We start from the raw sequence: 14,501 nt of genomic DNA on the forward strand, positions 1-14,501 counted from the left end.
GTGGTGTGTCGTCACACGACCCGGTATCGAATGGGTCCCGGTCCTGGCGTCGCACGGCCCCCGGTCATCGGGGGCCACGACGTCACTTGCCGAGAAGCTTCTTGATCTTCTTGGCGTCGCCCGGGGCCATCTCGGCGTTGCCGGTGAGGCGACGCGTCAGTCGGGACGACTTGTGCTCGAGCAGGTGGCGCTTGCCGGCGCGCTCACGGAGCACCTTGCCGGAGCCGGTGACCTTGAAGCGCTTGCTGGCACCGCTGTGCGACTTGTTCTTCGGCATAGCGCCGTTCTCTCCTCGTCAGTGGCGCTCCGATGCCCGGTCTTTCAACCGGGCATGCGGGGGAGCGTCAGATGTTTCGGTTGACATCCCTGGACTGGTGTCCCGGGACCCTTGGACCCCCGGGACTCGCGTCCTGGGATCAGGCCTCGGCGGAAGCCTCGGCCGGGGCCTCGGCGATCTCCTCGGCGGCGTTCTGCGAACGGCCGGGGTTGGCCTTTGCCTCCGCCTTGCGGGCCGCCTGGGCCTCACGGGCCTCGGCCATCGCCTCGGTCTTCTTCTTGTGCGGCCCGAGGACCATGATCATGTTGCGGCCGTCCTGCTTCGGGTTCGACTCGACGAAACCGAGGTCCTGGACGTCCTCCGCGAGGCGCTGCAGCAGCCGGTAACCCAGCTCCGGCCGGGACTGCTCGCGACCACGGAACATGATCGTGATCTTGACCTTGTCGCCCTGCTTGAGGAACCGGACGACATGACCCTTCTTGGTGTCGTAGTCGTGCGGGTCGATCTTCGGCCGGAGCTTCATCTCCTTGATGACCGTGTGCGCCTGGTTCTTGCGCGCCTCACGGGCCTTCATGGCCGACTCGTACTTGAACTTCCCGTAGTCCATGAGCTTGCACACGGGCGGACGGGCGTTCGCCGCGACCTCGACCAGGTCCAGGTCGTACTCCTGCGCAAGCTCCAGTGCCTTGGCAAGCGGCACAATGCCCACCTGCTCGCCACTGGGACCGACAAGTCGCACCTCGGGAACGCGAATCCGGTCGTTGATGCGGGGCTCGGCGCTGATGGATCCTCCTCGGTAGCACCACGCGGCAGTCTGGCGGACAGCCGCGTAACGTCTCTGTTCGTGAGACCTAACCGCGCCGGCGCATGAAAAATGCCCCGGACGATCACATGCGGGGCTCCTAGCACTACCGGAACACCGTCGCGTGACAGCGGGGCGCATCGGGCGGACATCGCCCGAAGGGCGAACCGCCTGACCGGTGACCCGCCGCCCCGCTGGGGCGGTCAGGTGGGAGATCGGAGCCTCCACTTGTGGGTCGGGCACGTCGGTGTCCGACCGGTCATTACGGAAGGCTACCAGCTCTCCCGTGACGGGGCTAATCACCGCGCACCGGACTCCCGCGGACTCGCACCCCCGGCGGGAGCCGCCGCGGCTGGGCCTATCGTGTGGGGCATGAACGACGCGACCCCGACGACCGACGCCTCGGCGCCTGCCGACTCCGCGGTGGCTGCCGCCTCTCCGGTGGCTTCCGAGGAGAACCCCGACTTCGACGCCATGACCCGCGACATCGCGGAGGTTCCCGCGGTCGAGGTGATCGTGACGGTCGCGGTCAACCTGATGAGCGCCGCCGCCGTGAAGCTCGGCCTGACCGAGGACGGCGAGGCGCACAAGGACCTCGACGAGGCACGCAAGCTGGTGCACGCGCTGGCCGGTCTGCTCGACGCGAGCGCGACCGAGATCAGCTCCTTCCACGCGGCCCCGCTGCGCGACGGGCTGAAGTCGCTGCAGCTGGCCTTCCGCGAGGCGTCGCTGGTGCCGGACGAACCGGGCCAGGGGCCGGGCGAGAAGTACACGGGTCCGGTCTTCGGCTGACTCGTCGCGGGCCCCGGCCGACGGGCACGGAAGCGCGCAACGCATGGGGCCCGCACGCTTGAAACCCGTACCAGTCAGCAACAACCGCACACAGGCGTCAGGAACGCACAAACAGGGGCTCGCCCGGTGGTGTCGTCCCGGTCGGCAGTACTGCCAGATCGAGGCCGCGGACCAGGCGGGCCCTCAGTGTGTCGTCGCCGGCGATGCGCTCGGCGATCCGCCGGACCGCCTCGGCCGGTGCGGCGGAGGGATCGAGGACGAGGACGAGGGTGCCGTCGGCGTCACCGGGGCCCAGGTGGGCGCGGAGCACCGCGGGCTCGTCGGCGACGGCGGCGCGCACCGCTTCGGTGACGGCGGGATCGGCGAGCGGATCGGTGGTGGTGCGGCCCTCGGCGAGCGCGAGCAGGGCGGTTCCGGTGAGCTCGTACGGTACGGGGCCCGCGAGGTCGAGCACGATCGTGTCGGCCTTTTCGTGGGCCGCGGCCTGGAGTGCCTGGTGCAGGGGCACGGCGACGGGGCGGGCGGACGGGTCCCACCGGGCCAGGGAGTCGGTGGACGTGAAGGCGGGCAGTGCCGTGCGCGCGCCGGCCTTGAGGGTGGGCACGGCCATGTCGCTGGTCTTCTCGCGGCGCAGGCCGTTCTCGTCCTCCTCGACCTCGCCGAGCACGGCGACTACGGGGACCAGCAGCCGGGCGCCCCTGAGCGCCGCCAGCACCGGCTGCTCGGCCGTCCGGTCCTCGGCCCAGGCGGCGAGCGCGGCGCTCAGCGCGGGGTCGGCCGAGCCGTCGTCGTCGGAGAAACCGGGGTCCGGGATGTTCTTGTTCGCCACGGTCCGACCCTACCGAGCCGTCGGACGGCACCCGCAGGCGGCATGAGTCCGGCTTCTCCTGCCTCGGCAGGCGGCCTTCATGGTCTTCTCTTCATGGTCTTCCCAGTGGGCCCTGAGGCTGGTCTTACCGTCCGCACAGGACGACCGCCGAGCATCCGGGCATGCATCGGCACATACGCACGGTCTGCGCCACCGCCGTCCTCATGGGATCGCTGGTGGGCTGCAGCAGCTCGGTCCTCGACTCGATCGGCATGGCACAGCCCGTGGCCGCCACGTCGTCCACGTCGGCGACCGAGTCGGCGTCAGCTGACCCGTCGCCGTCGGACACCCCTACCGAGGAGGCCACCGTGGACCCCGACGACAGGCTCGCCGAGGCGCTCGCGGATGTGCTGTCGGACGGTGAGGCGCGGCTGTCGGTCGCCGTCGTCGCGCTGGACGGCGGCGACGTCCAGGCGGCGGGGGACGATGACGATGCCGGGAACGACGGCGACGCGGCGGTGTACGGGGACGGCTCGACGTACGACACCGCGAGCATCGTCAAGGTCGACATTCTGGCGGCGCTGCTGCTGAAGGCACAGGACGAGGGACGGCAGCTGACGGCGCAGGAACGCACGTACGCGACGGCGATGATCGAGAACAGCGACAATGCCTCGGCGACGGCGCTGTGGCGCGCGATCGGCGGTGCCGAGGGTCTGAACGCGGCGAACGAGCGGTTGGGTCTGACCTCGACGGAGGCCGGTGAGAACGGCCGCTGGGGTCTTACGCAGACGACTGCCGAGGACCAGCTGACGCTACTGCGGGCCGTGTTCGGGACGACGGGCTCGACGTCGTTCGGCGACACATCGTCGGGGTCGTCGTCCGACCTGGCGTCGTCCGGGTCGTCGTCGGAGCTGAGCGAGGCGTCACGGGAGTACATCCAGGAGCTCATGGGGCAGATCGCCGCTGATCAGGACTGGGGTGTCTCGGCGGCGGCAGGGTCCGGGTGGGCACTGAAGAACGGCTGGCTGCAGCGCAGCACGACCGCGCTGTGGGACATCAACAGCATCGGGCGGGTCACGGTGGACGGTCGGCAGTACCTCGTCGCCGTCCTCTCCGGCGGCAACACGTCCAAGGAGAAGGGCGTCTCCCTGGTCGAACGGGCGGCGAAGGCGGCGGTATCCGCGGTTTCGGAGCCGCACGCGTAGAGCACCCGCGGTGTGCCGGCCCGGCCGCCGGGCGCAGATGCGGACGATGTGCCTGGACCGGCCGCGGGCGGTGCGCCGGACCGACTGCAGGGCGGTGGGCCGACGGCGATGGCCCCGCCCGGCTGCAGGGCCGTGAGCCGACAGCGATGTGCCGGACCGGCTGCAGGGCGCTCGCGGGCGTCGGGTCAGCCGCCCGGGCGGCGAGCCGCGTCCAGGCCGGGGCCGCGTCCTCGTCCCCGCCACAGCACCACCGCTGCCGCCAGCAGCACGGCGCCCAGGCCGCCCGCGAGCGGGCCGATCCAGTCCGTCGAGCCTCCGCCGGAGCCGGAGTCGCTGGGGCCCGGGCCGAAGTACTTCTTGCCGTATGCCGCCGCGCGCAGGTCGTCCGGCGGGAGGTCGGCGCCCTCGCGGATGGCGGCCGCGGGGTCGACGAGGCCGAAGCCGCGGGAGTCGTCGCGACCGTCGGCCGGAGGGTTGCGGGCGGTGTCCTCGAGGAGCTGTTTGATCTGGGCGGGGTCCAGGCCGGGGTGGGCGGCGCGGATGAGCGCGACGGCGCCGGAGACGAAGGCCGCTGCGGCGCTCGTGCCCCAGCCCTCGTAGTAGTCGCGGTCCGGGTTCGCGATGACGACGTCCACGCCGGGCGCGCTGACGGTCGCGTACCAGCGGCGGGTGGAGAAGGACGCGCGCGTGCCGTAGCGGTCGACGGCGGTCACCGCGATCACGCCGGGGTAGGCGGCCGGGTACGAGATGTGGTCGCCCTCCTCGCCGCCGTTGCCGGCGGAGGCGACGACGGCAGCGCCCTTCTTGAGCGCGTACTGGACGGCCGCGTCCTCGGAGGGTTCCGGGTGGGCCGACTTGGAGTCGTCGCCCAGCGAGAGGTTGATGACGTCGGCGCCGTGGTCGGCGGCCCAGCGGATGCCCTCGGCGAGGGCGTTGCCGCGGGTGCTGCGAGCCCTCTTCCGGGACGGGTCGCCGTCCTCCAGGATCACCCGGACCGGGAGGATCTTGGCCTCTGGAGCGACGCCGAGCACGCCGTCGGCGTTGCCCACGCCGTGTCCGTGGCCCGCGATGATCCCGGCCATGGCGGTGCCGTGCTGCGCCCAGGACTTGTCGCCGCGCTCCGCGCCGAAACCGACCATGTCCTTGCCCTGGAGCACGTTCCCCGCGAGGTCGGGGTGCGTGCCGTCCACACCGGTGTCCAGGACGGCGACGGTGATGCCCTTGCCCTTCGTCGTACGCCATGCCTCCTGGGTGTGGAGCGCCTCCAGGCCCCACTGGCGCGCGCGGATCGTGTCGGCGTGGGCCGCGGTGGCGGGGAGCAGGGCGAGTACGAAGGCGAGGGGGGCGGCCAGGAGGGCGGGCCCGATGCGCTTCATGAGGGTTTCTCCGTGGCCGCGGTGACGGTCTTGCGCAGGCTCCGCTCGATACGGTCGGCGAGTCCCTTCGCCTCGTGGCCCAGACCCGCCTGGGCGGGGGCCGTGGTGGCGCCGGACTTCATGGCGGCAGCGGCGGGCTGCGGTTCCTCGACGGTGCGGCCGTCGGCGAAACCGGAGACCGCGTAGACGACGACCGGGGCGTCGGTGAGTACCGAGATGGTCCACGACGCCCGCTGGTCGTCGCCGAAGTCGTCGGCGACCGTGCCCTTCGCCGGGTACGGATGGGGCATCAGGTCGGTGCGCCGGTCGAGCCCTTCGTCCTCGAAACGGGTGTGCAGCGCGCCCATGCCCTCGGCATCGGCCTTGGTGAACATGAGTCCGACCGTCGTGACGTTGCTGCGGGTGGCGTCCGTGTAGGTGGCGCGCAGCAGGCGCAGGCAGCCGACGGGAGCCAGCGCCTTGTGCAGCAGCGGGTCGAAGGCGGTCTTGCACCCGCTGTCCGGGGCGACCGCGATCCGCGTCCAGACGCGGTCGGCTCCGCCCGGGCCCGTGCCCTCGCCCTTGACGACGGGCGGGAAGAGCTGGTCGACGGGAACGCTGTGCCACAGATCGCCGGCCGCCGCGAAGGAGCTCTGGCCGCCGGCCGCCGCGGAGCTGTCTCCGGTCAGCCAACTCCCGGTCGCCGCGCCGCCGATGAGCCCCAGGCCGAGCACGACGCAGGCCACGGCGGCCGCGGCCCGCGTCCGGCTCCGCGCCGCCACGATGGGCCGCAGTCGTGTGGTGTCGTCGTCGTACGCCTCGGGCTGCGCGAAGAAGACGTACGGCCGTCCGGCTCCCGGGCCGGGCGTCGGACCGACGGCGTGGGTGGCGGTTCCATCCGCAGTGCCGGTGCTCGCGGTACGGGCGGTACTTGCAGTACGTGAGGGCCCTGGAACCGTCGGGAACGCGGGCGTAGGGCCGGTGGCGTGTGGGAACGCGGCGATGGGCATACCGGCGGCCGGGGTCGTGGCCGAGGACGCGGCAACCGGGGCTCGGGGGGCCGCAGTCTCGGCGGACGACGACGCCGTCGCGCGCGTTCCGGCGCTACCCGGTCGGCTGTCGTCCGTGATGGGGCGCAGACGGGTGGTTGTCTCGGCGGGCCGCTCCGCGGAAGCCACGGACGACCCGGAACCGGGCAGCCCACCCTTCGGCCCGTCGTCCTCGGACGCCGGGCCCGACGCCACGCGTCCGGCCACGTCGTCCTCCGCCCGCGCGGGCACCACGGCCTGAGCCGCCGACCGGGCCGGAGGAACCAGCGGACGCGCGGGTGGAGTCGGCGGGGGCGGCGGGAAGGCGGCGTCCCGGGCACCGGCGCTCGGAGGTGCGGTGGGCCGAGGCGGTACGACCGGGCGTACGCCGTCGCCGGGGCGTGGGCCGTCACCGGGGCGTGGGCCGTCACCGGGGAGTGCCCCATCGACCGGGCTTACGCCTTCACCGGGGCGTGCCCCATCGACCGGGCGTACGCCGTCCGCAGGGCGTGCCCCCTCGACCGGCCGTACGCCGTCGCCGGACGCCGTGCGGCCGGACCCGCCTGCGTCGCTCCACTCGCCGGCTCCAGGAGCGACCGTCGGTCGCGGCGGCACAGCCACCGGCGGGCGCGGTGGAACTGCGGGAGCGACAGGTGCGGCATCCGGTGCGGCATCCGGGAGGCGCGTCGAACCAGTCGGTGTCGGCGGTGCGTTGGTGGTGCGCGCTGATCCGCTCGGTGCCGACGAGGGGGCCGAGATGGTCACTGATCCCGTCGATGCCGACGAGGGGTCCGGGGGGCTCACTGATCCCGGCGGTGCCGCTGGGGCTTCCGGGGGGCGCATGGAACCCCCCGATGCCGACGGGGCGTCAGGGGTGCGCACGCAATCCCCCGAGGCCATCGAGGCATCAGGGGCGCGCACGGAACCCGCCGATGCCGACGAGGCATCCGGTCCGCTCACGGAACCCCCCGAGTCCGGCGCCGTTTCCGGACGACGCACCGATCCCGGATGTGCCGCCGGGGCCCCGGGGAAGGGCGCCGGGGGTGGTGGTGCATCCGGGAAGCGCGCCGAAGCTGCCGGGGGCGGCGGGCCCGCAGGCGCGGCCTTCTCCCATGCGGCTGAGGTGGGCAACGGCAGCGGGAAGCGGGCTCCGTCTTGCGTCGGCTGCGTCTGTTCGCCACTGCGCCCGGCTGCCTGCGCGCCTTCCGGGAGACGGCCCGAACCGTCCGCGGACACCGCCGCCTCGCCCTCCACCGAGCGCACATGATCCGCAGAACCCTGCAGCCCTCCGGCCTGTGCCGCCGCCCGGTCCGGATCAGCCGACCGGGACCCGTCCGTCTCCGGCAGCCGGGGCTCGCCCCGTTCCGGGCGCTCTTCCGAAGCCCGGGACCGGGCACCGTCCAGGCTCGCGTCCGCAGGTGTACGAGGAGGTGTCGCCGGGCGCGGCGGGGTAGGGGCGCGTCGTGGTTCGGCGCTCATGCACCCCCCGTTTCCTGGTGCCCGGCCGCGGCCCCCGAGGCAGACCGGCCGGGAGCGGCCCGTCGCCCTTCAGGCACAGGCGCGTCGCGTACTTCCCTGCGTGCGCGTCACTCTACGGGCTGACACGGCTCGAACGGGAACCGGTCCCACGGGCCAGGGTGATCTGCCCGGAACATCCCCCTACCCTGCGGTAATCCAGTCTGGCAGGCTTCGGCCATGACTGCCCGTGCCAGCGACCGAGCCCGGTACGACCGGGCCACCGCCCACCTCGAGGCCCCCGTCGCGATCGTGGATCTGGACGCCTTCGACGCCAACGCCGCGGATCTCGTACGGCGGGCCGGAGGCAAGCCGATCCGGGTCGCCAGCAAGTCCGTTCGCTGCCGGGCGCTGCTCGAACGCGTGCTGGCCCGTGAGGGGTTCGCCGGGATCATGTCGTTCACACTCGCCGAGTCGCTCTGGCTCGCGCGTTCCGGGTTCGACGACATCCTGCTCGCCTATCCGTCGGCTGACCGGAAGGCGTACGCCGAGCTGACGAGCGACCCCAAGCTCGCGGGCGCCGTGACCGTGATGATCGACGACCCGGCGCAGCTTCATCTCATCGACGACGCCCGGGACGGCGGTCGCGAGGAGGTACGGGTGTGTCTGGAACTGGACACCTCGCTGCGGCTGCTCGGCGGACGGATACGGGTGGGAGCGCTGCGCTCCCCCCTGCGCTCCCCCGCCCAACTCGCCGAGATGGCCCGTGTGGTGGCTCGTCGGCCGGGGTTCCGGCTGGTCGGCGTGATGGGGTACGAGGGGCACATCGCGGGTGTCGGCGACTCGGTCGCCGGGCGGCCTCTGCGGTCGCGTGCGGTCCGGCTGATGCAGGCGGCGGCCCGGCGTGAGCTCGCCGAGCGCCGTGCGGAGGCGGTACGCGCGGTGCGCGCCGTGGCGCCTGATCTGGAGTTCGTGAACGGCGGCGGCACGGGCAGCGTGCAGCACACCGCCGCCGAGGACGCGGTCACGGAGATCGCGGCCGGCTCGGGGCTGTACGTGCCCCGGCTCTTCGACAACTACACGTCGTTCAGCGGGCGTCCGGCCGCGCTGTTCGCGCAGCCCGTCGTCCGCAGGCCGGGGGTGGGCGTGGTGACCGTGCTGGGCGGCGGGTACCCCGCGTCGGGGGCCGCGGGCACCGACCGGCTGCCGGTGCCGTATCTGCCGGAGGGCCTGCGGTACGACGCCCAGGAAGGGCCCGGGGAGGTGCAGACCCCGCTGCTGGGTAGCCCTGCGGACGATCTGCTGATCGGCGACAAGGTGTGGTTCCGGCACGCCAAGGCCGGGGAACTGTGCGAACGGTTCGAGGAGCTGCACCTGGTCCAGGGGGAGACCGTGACGGCGACCGTGCCGACGTACCGGGGCGAGGGGCGCACGTTCCTCTGAGGCGCCCTGCGGAAGGACATGGTGAGGCGGAATGCCGTCCAGCCGTCGCCCGGCGGCCCCGCCCCGCCGCCGCGTCACCGCGTCGGCCGGTGGCGGGTGCTTCACCGGGCCGGACACGGGACTACAGCGGCGTGACGTACGCCCCCGAAATCCCCCCGTCCACGAGGAAGTCCGTGGCGTTGACGAACGACGAGTCGTCGCTCGCCAGGAACGCCACCGCGGCTGCGATCTCCTCGGCCTCGGCGAACCGGCCCACGGGAATGTGGACGAGGCGCCGCGCGGCACGCTCCGGGTCCTTCGCGAACAGCTCCTGCAGCAGCGGGGTGTTGACCGGCCCGGGGCAGAGCGCGTTGACGCGGATGCCCTCGCGGGCGAACTGCACGCCAAGCTCACGGGACATGGCCAGGACGCCGCCCTTGGAGGCGGTGTACGAGATCTGCGAGGTCGCGGCGCCCATCCTGGCCACGAACGACGCGGTGTTGATGATGGAGCCCTTGCCCTGGCGCCGCATGTACGGGATGGCTGCCTTGCAGCACAGGTAGACGGAGGTGAGGTTGACCTCCTGGACCCGCTTCCACGCCTCCAGGCCTGTCTCCAGGATGGAGTCGTCGTCGGGCGGTGAGATGCCCGCGTTGTTGAAGGCCACGTCGACGCTTCCGTAGGTGTCGTACGCGGTCTTGAACAGCGCCTCCACCTGCTCGGGGTCGGTGACGTCGACCTTCACGAAGGTTCCGCCGACCTCCTCGGCTGCGGCCTTGCCGCGCACCTCGTCGACGTCGCCGCAGACGACGTTCGCGCCCTCCGAGGCGAGCCGGCGCGCGGTGGCGAGGCCGATGCCGCTGCCGGCTCCGGTGATGACGGCGGTACGGCCGACGAGGCGGCGGCAGATGGGCTGCTCAGTCTGCTCGGTCATGAGTGGCTCAGGCCTCCGTGCTGATGAAGACGTTCTTTGTCTCGGTGAAGGCGGTCAGGGCGTCCGGGCCCAGCTCGCGGCCGAGCCCCGACTGCTTGTAGCCGCCGAAGGGGGTCCAGTAGCGGACGCTGGAGTGGGAGTTGACGGACAGGTTGCCTGCCCGCACCGCCTGGGAGACGCGGAGCGCCCTGCCCACGTCGCGCGTCCAGATCGAGCCCGAGAGGCCGTACTCGGTGGCGTTGGCGAGCCGGATCGCGTCGTCCTCGTCCTCGAAGGGCAGGACGACCGCGACCGGCCCGAAGACCTCCTCGACGGCCACGCGCGCGTGCGGGTCGACATCGGTGAGGACGGTGGGCGGGAACCAGAAGCCGGGGCCTTGGGGCGCGGTGCCTCGGATTCCGGGCGCGTCCCCAGCGACGTACGAGGTGACCCGCTCCAGCTGGGTTTTGGAGATCAGCGGGCCCATCTGCGTCTTCTCGTCGGTGGGGTCGCCGACCACGACGGACTCGACGGCCGGGGCGAGGAGTTCCAGGAAGCGGTCGTACGCAGTGCGCTGGACGAGGATGCGGGTGCGGGCGCAGCAGTCCTGGCCGGAGTTGTCGAGGAACGACATCGGCGCGCTGAGGGCGGCCGCCTCGATGTCCGCGTCGGCGAAGACGATGTTGGGGCTCTTGCCGCCGAGTTCGAGAGTCACGCGCTTCACGCGGTCGGAGCACTTCGCCATGATCTGCTTGCCGACCCGCGTCGACCCGGTGAAGACGATCTTCGCGACTCCCGGGTGTTCGACGAGCGCGTTCCCGGCTACCGGTCCCTCCCCCGGGAGCACCTGGAAGAGGTGCTCGGGAAGCCCCGCCTCCAGGGCGAGTCCGGCCAGCCGGAGCGCGGTCAGGGGCGTGGTCTCGGCGGGCTTGAGGATCACCGCGTTGCCCGCCGCGAGTGCGGGGGCGGTGCCCCAGGCGGCGATCGGCATCGGGAAGTTCCAGGGCGCGATGACGCCGACCACGCCGAGGGGTTCGAGGAGTGTGACGTCCAGTCCGCCGGGGACCGGGATCTGGCGGCCGTTCAGCCGCTCCACTCCCCCGGCCGCGTAGTCCAGCAGGTCGCGGACGTTGCCCGCTTCCCAGCGGGCGTTGCCGATGGTGTGGCCGGCCTCGGCGACCTCCAACCGGGCGAGTTCTTCGAGGTGTTCGTCGACGACGGCGGCGAAGCGGCGCAGCGCACGCGCCCGGTCGGCGGGAGCGAGGGCGGCCCACCGCGCCTGGGCATCGGCGGCACGTACGACGGCCGCGTCCACGTCCTGAGCGGTGGCGCCCCGGACGGTTGCGACGACCTCCTCGGTGGCCGGATTGAGTACCTGGAGCTCGCAAGACTCGTACGACAAGAAGGGCCTCACATGCGTTCGAAGGAGCGGCGGAGCTCCCAGTCGGTCACCGCGGCGTCGAAGGCGTCCAGCTCGACGCGCGCCATGTTGCGGTAGTGCGCGACCACCTCGTCGCCGAAGGCGGCCTTGGCGATGGGGCTGGTCTCCCAGAGCTCGGCGGCCTCGCGGAGGGTGGTGGGGACGTGCTCGTAGTCCGCGGCGTACGCGTTTCCGGCGCAGGGTTCCGGCAGCTCCAGCTTCTGCTCGATGCCGTACAGACCGGCCGCCACCAGGCCCGCGACGGCGAGGTGCGGGTTGACGTCGCCGCCCGGCAGCCGGTTCTCGAAGCGCATCGAGCGGCCGTGGCCGACGACGCGCAGGGCGCAGGTGCGGTTGTCGTAACCCCAGGCGACGGCGGTGGGCGCGAAGGAGCCGGGCTGGAACCGCTTGTACGAGTTGATGTTGGGGGCGTAGAGGAGCGAGAAGTCGCGCAGGGCGGCCAGCTGGCCGGCGAGGAAGTGGCGCATGACCTCGGACATGCCGCCCGGTCCGGCACCGGCCATGGCGTTGTCGCCGTCCGCGTTGGCGAGCGAGAGGTGGATGTGGCAGGAGTTGCCCTCGCGCTCGTTGTACTTGGCCATGAAGGTGATCGAGACGCCTTCCTGGGCTGCGATCTCCTTGGCGCCGGTCTTGTAGACGGCGTGCTGGTCGCAGGTGACGAGGGCCTCGTCGTACTTGAAGGCGATCTCGTGCTGGCCGGGGTTGCACTCGCCCTTGGCGGACTCGACGGTCAGTCCCGCGCCCGCCATGTCGTTGCGGATCCGGCGCAGCAGGGGCTCGATACGGCCCGTGCCGAGCACCGAGTAGTCGATGTTGTACTGGTTGGCCGGGGTCAGGCCACGGTAGTTCGCGTCCCAGGCCTGCTCGTACGTGTCCTTGAAGACGATGAACTCTAGTTCGGTGCCGACCTGGGCGCTGAAGCCGTGCTCGGCCAGCCGCTCGAGCTGGCGGCGGAGGATCTGCCTGGGCGCGGCGACCACGGGCGAGCCGTCGTTCCAGGCGAGGTCGGCGATGAGCATGGCCGTGCCCTCGTTCCAGGGGACGCGGCGCAGCGTGGCCAGGTCGGGGTGCATGGCGAAGTCGCCGTAGCCGCGGTCCCAGGAGGACATGTCGTAGCCGTCGACCGTGTTCATCTCCGTGTCGACGGCGAGAAGGTAGTTGCAGCCCTCCGTGCCGTGGTCGAGGACCTCGTCGAGGAAGAAGCGCGCGGCGAACCGCTTGCCCTGGAGCCGCCCCTGCATGTCGGGGAAGGCCAGGACGACGGTGTCGATCTCGCCGCTCGCGACGAGTGCGTGCAGTTCCTCGACACTGAGCGGGGGTGTGCGTTTTGCTGTGCCGTCTGCCACGGGAGGGCCTCCTTCGGTCAGCCGAGGCCACTTAAGGTATTCCTGGGAACCATTGCTTGGGAAGGGCTTCGGAAGGGGGTACGCCCGTATGTCAGGGGCCGACGCCGACGACCGGCTGGCACCGGTGCTCCGGCCGGTGCGGGCCGGCAACGGCTTCGAGGAGGCGCTGGAGCAGATCCTCCAGGTGGTCCGGCTCGGTCTGGTGCCCGGCGGCGGGCGGCTGCCGTCCGAACGCGAGCTGGCCGACCGCCTCGGCATCAGCCGCGTGACGCTGCGCGAGGTACTGAAGGTCCTGCAGGACGAGGGCCTCGTGGAGTCCAGGCGCGGGCGCTACGGCGGCACGTTCGTCGTACCGCGGACCGGCATACCCGGCGAGGACGAGCTGCGGCGGCGCATCGAGAAGACCGACGTCGAGGATGTGCTGCGGTTCCGCGAGGTGCTGGAGGTCGGGGCCGCCGGACTGTGCGCGGCACCCGGGCTGACGGGCGAGCAGGCCCGGCGGCTGCGGGACGCCCTCGCCGGGACCCAAGACGCACCGCTCGCCGACTACCGGCGGCGCGACACGCTGCTCCACCTGACGCTGGCGGAGCTGTGCGGGTCACCGTCGCTGGCCGCCCAGTACGCGGCCGTGCGCGCGCAGGTCAACGACCTGCTGGACTGCATTCCGCTGCTGGTACGGAACCTGGAGCACTCCCAGCACCAGCACACCGCCCTGGTGGAGGCGGTGCTCGACGGGGACGCCGACGGGGCGCGCGAGATCATGCGTGAGCACTGCGCGGGCACGGCGGCGCTGCTGCGGGGTTTCCTGACGTGAGCAGCGGTTGACCGGCACTGTGACGCGGGGCTTGATTTCCGCTGGAGAGTGCCGCAAAGGTTTGACTTTGTTCCATTGAACGCGCCGCGCGCCAGGTCGCAGTCGCACACAGGCGCCACGTACGTCGAAGGGGTGCATGGTGAGTAGCAGGCCGCTGATCGGTGTCAGTACCTATCTCGAGTCCGGGGCCCGCTGGGGCGCCTGGGAGCTGGACGCGGCGCTGCTGCCCGCCGGCTATCCGCGGCTCGTGCAGGCCGCGGGCGGACTGGCCGCGATGCTGCCGCCGGACGACCCCGCGCACGCTGAATCCGCGCTCGCGCGGCTGGACGGGCTCGTCATCGCGGGCGGTCCGGATGTCGAGCCGGTGCGGTACGGGGCGGAACGCGACCCGCGCACGGGGCCGCCCGCCCGCGAGCGGGACGCATGGGAACTCGCCCTGATCGACGCGGCATTGGCGTCCGGCACGCCGCTGCTCGGCATCTGCCGCGGTATGCAACTGCTGAACGTGGCCCTCGGCGGCAACCTCGTCCAGCACCTGGAGGGCCACACCAAGGACGTGGGCGTGTTCGGGCGGCACCCGGTGACGCCGGTGCCGGGCACGCGGTACGCGAACGCCGTCCCGGAGGAGACGTCCGTACCGACGTACCACCACCAGGCGGTGGACCGGCTGGGCGAAGGCCTGCGGGTCTGCGCGCACGCCCAGGACGGCACCGTCGAGGCCGTGGAGCTGCCGGGTCCCCACTGGGTGCTGGGCGTGCAGTGGCATCCGGAGATGGGCGAGGACCTGCGGGTGATGCGGGCGCTGGTCAGCGCTGCGTCTTCCGCAGCCTAAGCGGGTCCCGC

At 72.2% G+C, this 14,501-nt stretch carries 13 protein-coding genes; 5 read left to right on the top strand and 8 right to left on the bottom strand.

Annotated features, from left to right (window positions below):
- Positions 1 to 82: 82 nt before the first annotated feature.
- Together rpmI and infC are read right to left on the bottom strand one after the other, a co-directional pair.
- Positions 83 to 277 carry a 50S ribosomal protein L35 gene (rpmI, locus tag ACSMXV_RS09945; RefSeq protein ID WP_007829094.1) on the bottom strand — a complete coding sequence of 65 codons (195 nt, stop codon included), beginning with the start codon at positions 275 to 277 and terminating at the stop codon, positions 83 to 85.
- A 139-nt stretch (positions 278 to 416) separates the two neighbouring features.
- Entirely contained in the window at positions 417 to 1,061 is a 645-nt protein-coding gene (infC, locus tag ACSMXV_RS09950) for a translation initiation factor IF-3 (protein ID WP_078067422.1), read from the bottom strand.
- 390 nt (positions 1,062 to 1,451) lie between these two features.
- On the opposite strand from infC, the gene ACSMXV_RS09955 reads away from it, so the two are divergent.
- Positions 1,452 to 1,871 carry a DUF1844 domain-containing protein gene (locus tag ACSMXV_RS09955; protein ID WP_473177316.1) on the top strand — a complete coding sequence of 140 codons (420 nt, stop codon included), beginning with the start codon at positions 1,452 to 1,454 and terminating at the stop codon, positions 1,869 to 1,871.
- A gap of 97 nt (positions 1,872 to 1,968) precedes the next feature.
- On the opposite strand, the gene ACSMXV_RS09960 is transcribed toward ACSMXV_RS09955, so the two are convergent.
- Positions 1,969 to 2,700 carry an SseB family protein gene (locus ACSMXV_RS09960; RefSeq protein WP_473177317.1) on the bottom strand — a complete coding sequence of 244 codons (732 nt, stop codon included), beginning with the start codon at positions 2,698 to 2,700 and terminating at the stop codon, positions 1,969 to 1,971.
- A 161-nt stretch (positions 2,701 to 2,861) separates the two neighbouring features.
- Between ACSMXV_RS09960 and ACSMXV_RS09965 the strand changes: the two genes are divergently transcribed.
- Positions 2,862 to 3,884: a serine hydrolase gene (locus tag ACSMXV_RS09965; protein ID WP_473177318.1), complete on the top strand. Its 1,023-nt coding sequence runs from the start codon at positions 2,862 to 2,864 to the stop codon at positions 3,882 to 3,884.
- A gap of 185 nt (positions 3,885 to 4,069) precedes the next feature.
- Here the strand turns inward: ACSMXV_RS09965 and mycP are convergent, their stop codons facing one another.
- Positions 4,070 to 5,260: a type VII secretion-associated serine protease mycosin gene (gene mycP, locus ACSMXV_RS09970; RefSeq protein ID WP_473177319.1), complete on the bottom strand. Its 1,191-nt coding sequence runs from the start codon at positions 5,258 to 5,260 to the stop codon at positions 4,070 to 4,072.
- Positions 5,257 to 6,495, bottom strand: a complete 1,239-nt coding sequence (locus ACSMXV_RS09975; protein WP_473177320.1) for a hypothetical protein — start codon at positions 6,493 to 6,495, stop codon at positions 5,257 to 5,259. The genes mycP and ACSMXV_RS09975 overlap by 4 nt, the downstream gene beginning before the upstream one ends.
- Before the next feature lie 1,467 nt (positions 6,496 to 7,962).
- On the opposite strand from ACSMXV_RS09975, the gene ACSMXV_RS09980 reads away from it, so the two are divergent.
- Positions 7,963 to 9,165, top strand: coding sequence for an amino acid deaminase/aldolase (locus tag ACSMXV_RS09980; protein ID WP_473177321.1), 1,203 nt, complete (start codon positions 7,963 to 7,965; stop codon positions 9,163 to 9,165).
- Between the two features lie 121 nt (positions 9,166 to 9,286).
- Here ACSMXV_RS09980 and ACSMXV_RS09985 read toward each other — a convergent pair whose 3' ends face one another.
- The 3 genes from ACSMXV_RS09985 to ACSMXV_RS09995 are packed head-to-tail and all read right to left on the bottom strand — an operon-like array spanning position 9,287 to position 12,844.
- Positions 9,287 to 10,078: a 3-oxoacyl-ACP reductase gene (locus ACSMXV_RS09985; protein WP_473177322.1), complete on the bottom strand. Its 792-nt coding sequence runs from the start codon at positions 10,076 to 10,078 to the stop codon at positions 9,287 to 9,289.
- Positions 10,079 to 10,085: 7 nt separating this feature from the next.
- A complete protein-coding gene (locus tag ACSMXV_RS09990) occupies positions 10,086 to 11,459 on the bottom strand; it encodes an aldehyde dehydrogenase family protein (protein ID WP_473177323.1) in 1,374 nt (457 codons plus the stop codon).
- Positions 11,460 to 11,467: 8 nt separating this feature from the next.
- Positions 11,468 to 12,844: a glutamine synthetase family protein gene (locus ACSMXV_RS09995; RefSeq protein ID WP_473177324.1), complete on the bottom strand. Its 1,377-nt coding sequence runs from the start codon at positions 12,842 to 12,844 to the stop codon at positions 11,468 to 11,470.
- Between the two features lie 88 nt (positions 12,845 to 12,932).
- On the opposite strand from ACSMXV_RS09995, the gene ACSMXV_RS10000 reads away from it, so the two are divergent.
- Both ACSMXV_RS10000 and ACSMXV_RS10005 read left to right on the top strand, forming a co-directional pair.
- The gene (locus ACSMXV_RS10000; RefSeq protein ID WP_473177325.1) at positions 12,933 to 13,658 is read left to right on the top strand and encodes a FadR/GntR family transcriptional regulator; all 726 of its coding nucleotides are present in this window, start codon (positions 12,933 to 12,935) and stop codon (positions 13,656 to 13,658) included.
- 139 nt (positions 13,659 to 13,797) lie between these two features.
- The gene (locus tag ACSMXV_RS10005; RefSeq protein ID WP_473178875.1) at positions 13,798 to 14,490 is read left to right on the top strand and encodes a gamma-glutamyl-gamma-aminobutyrate hydrolase family protein; all 693 of its coding nucleotides are present in this window, start codon (positions 13,798 to 13,800) and stop codon (positions 14,488 to 14,490) included.
- The last annotated feature ends 11 nt before the right edge of the window (positions 14,491 to 14,501 follow it).

It is taken from the genome of Streptomyces sp. DSM 42067 (genome assembly GCF_055792885.1).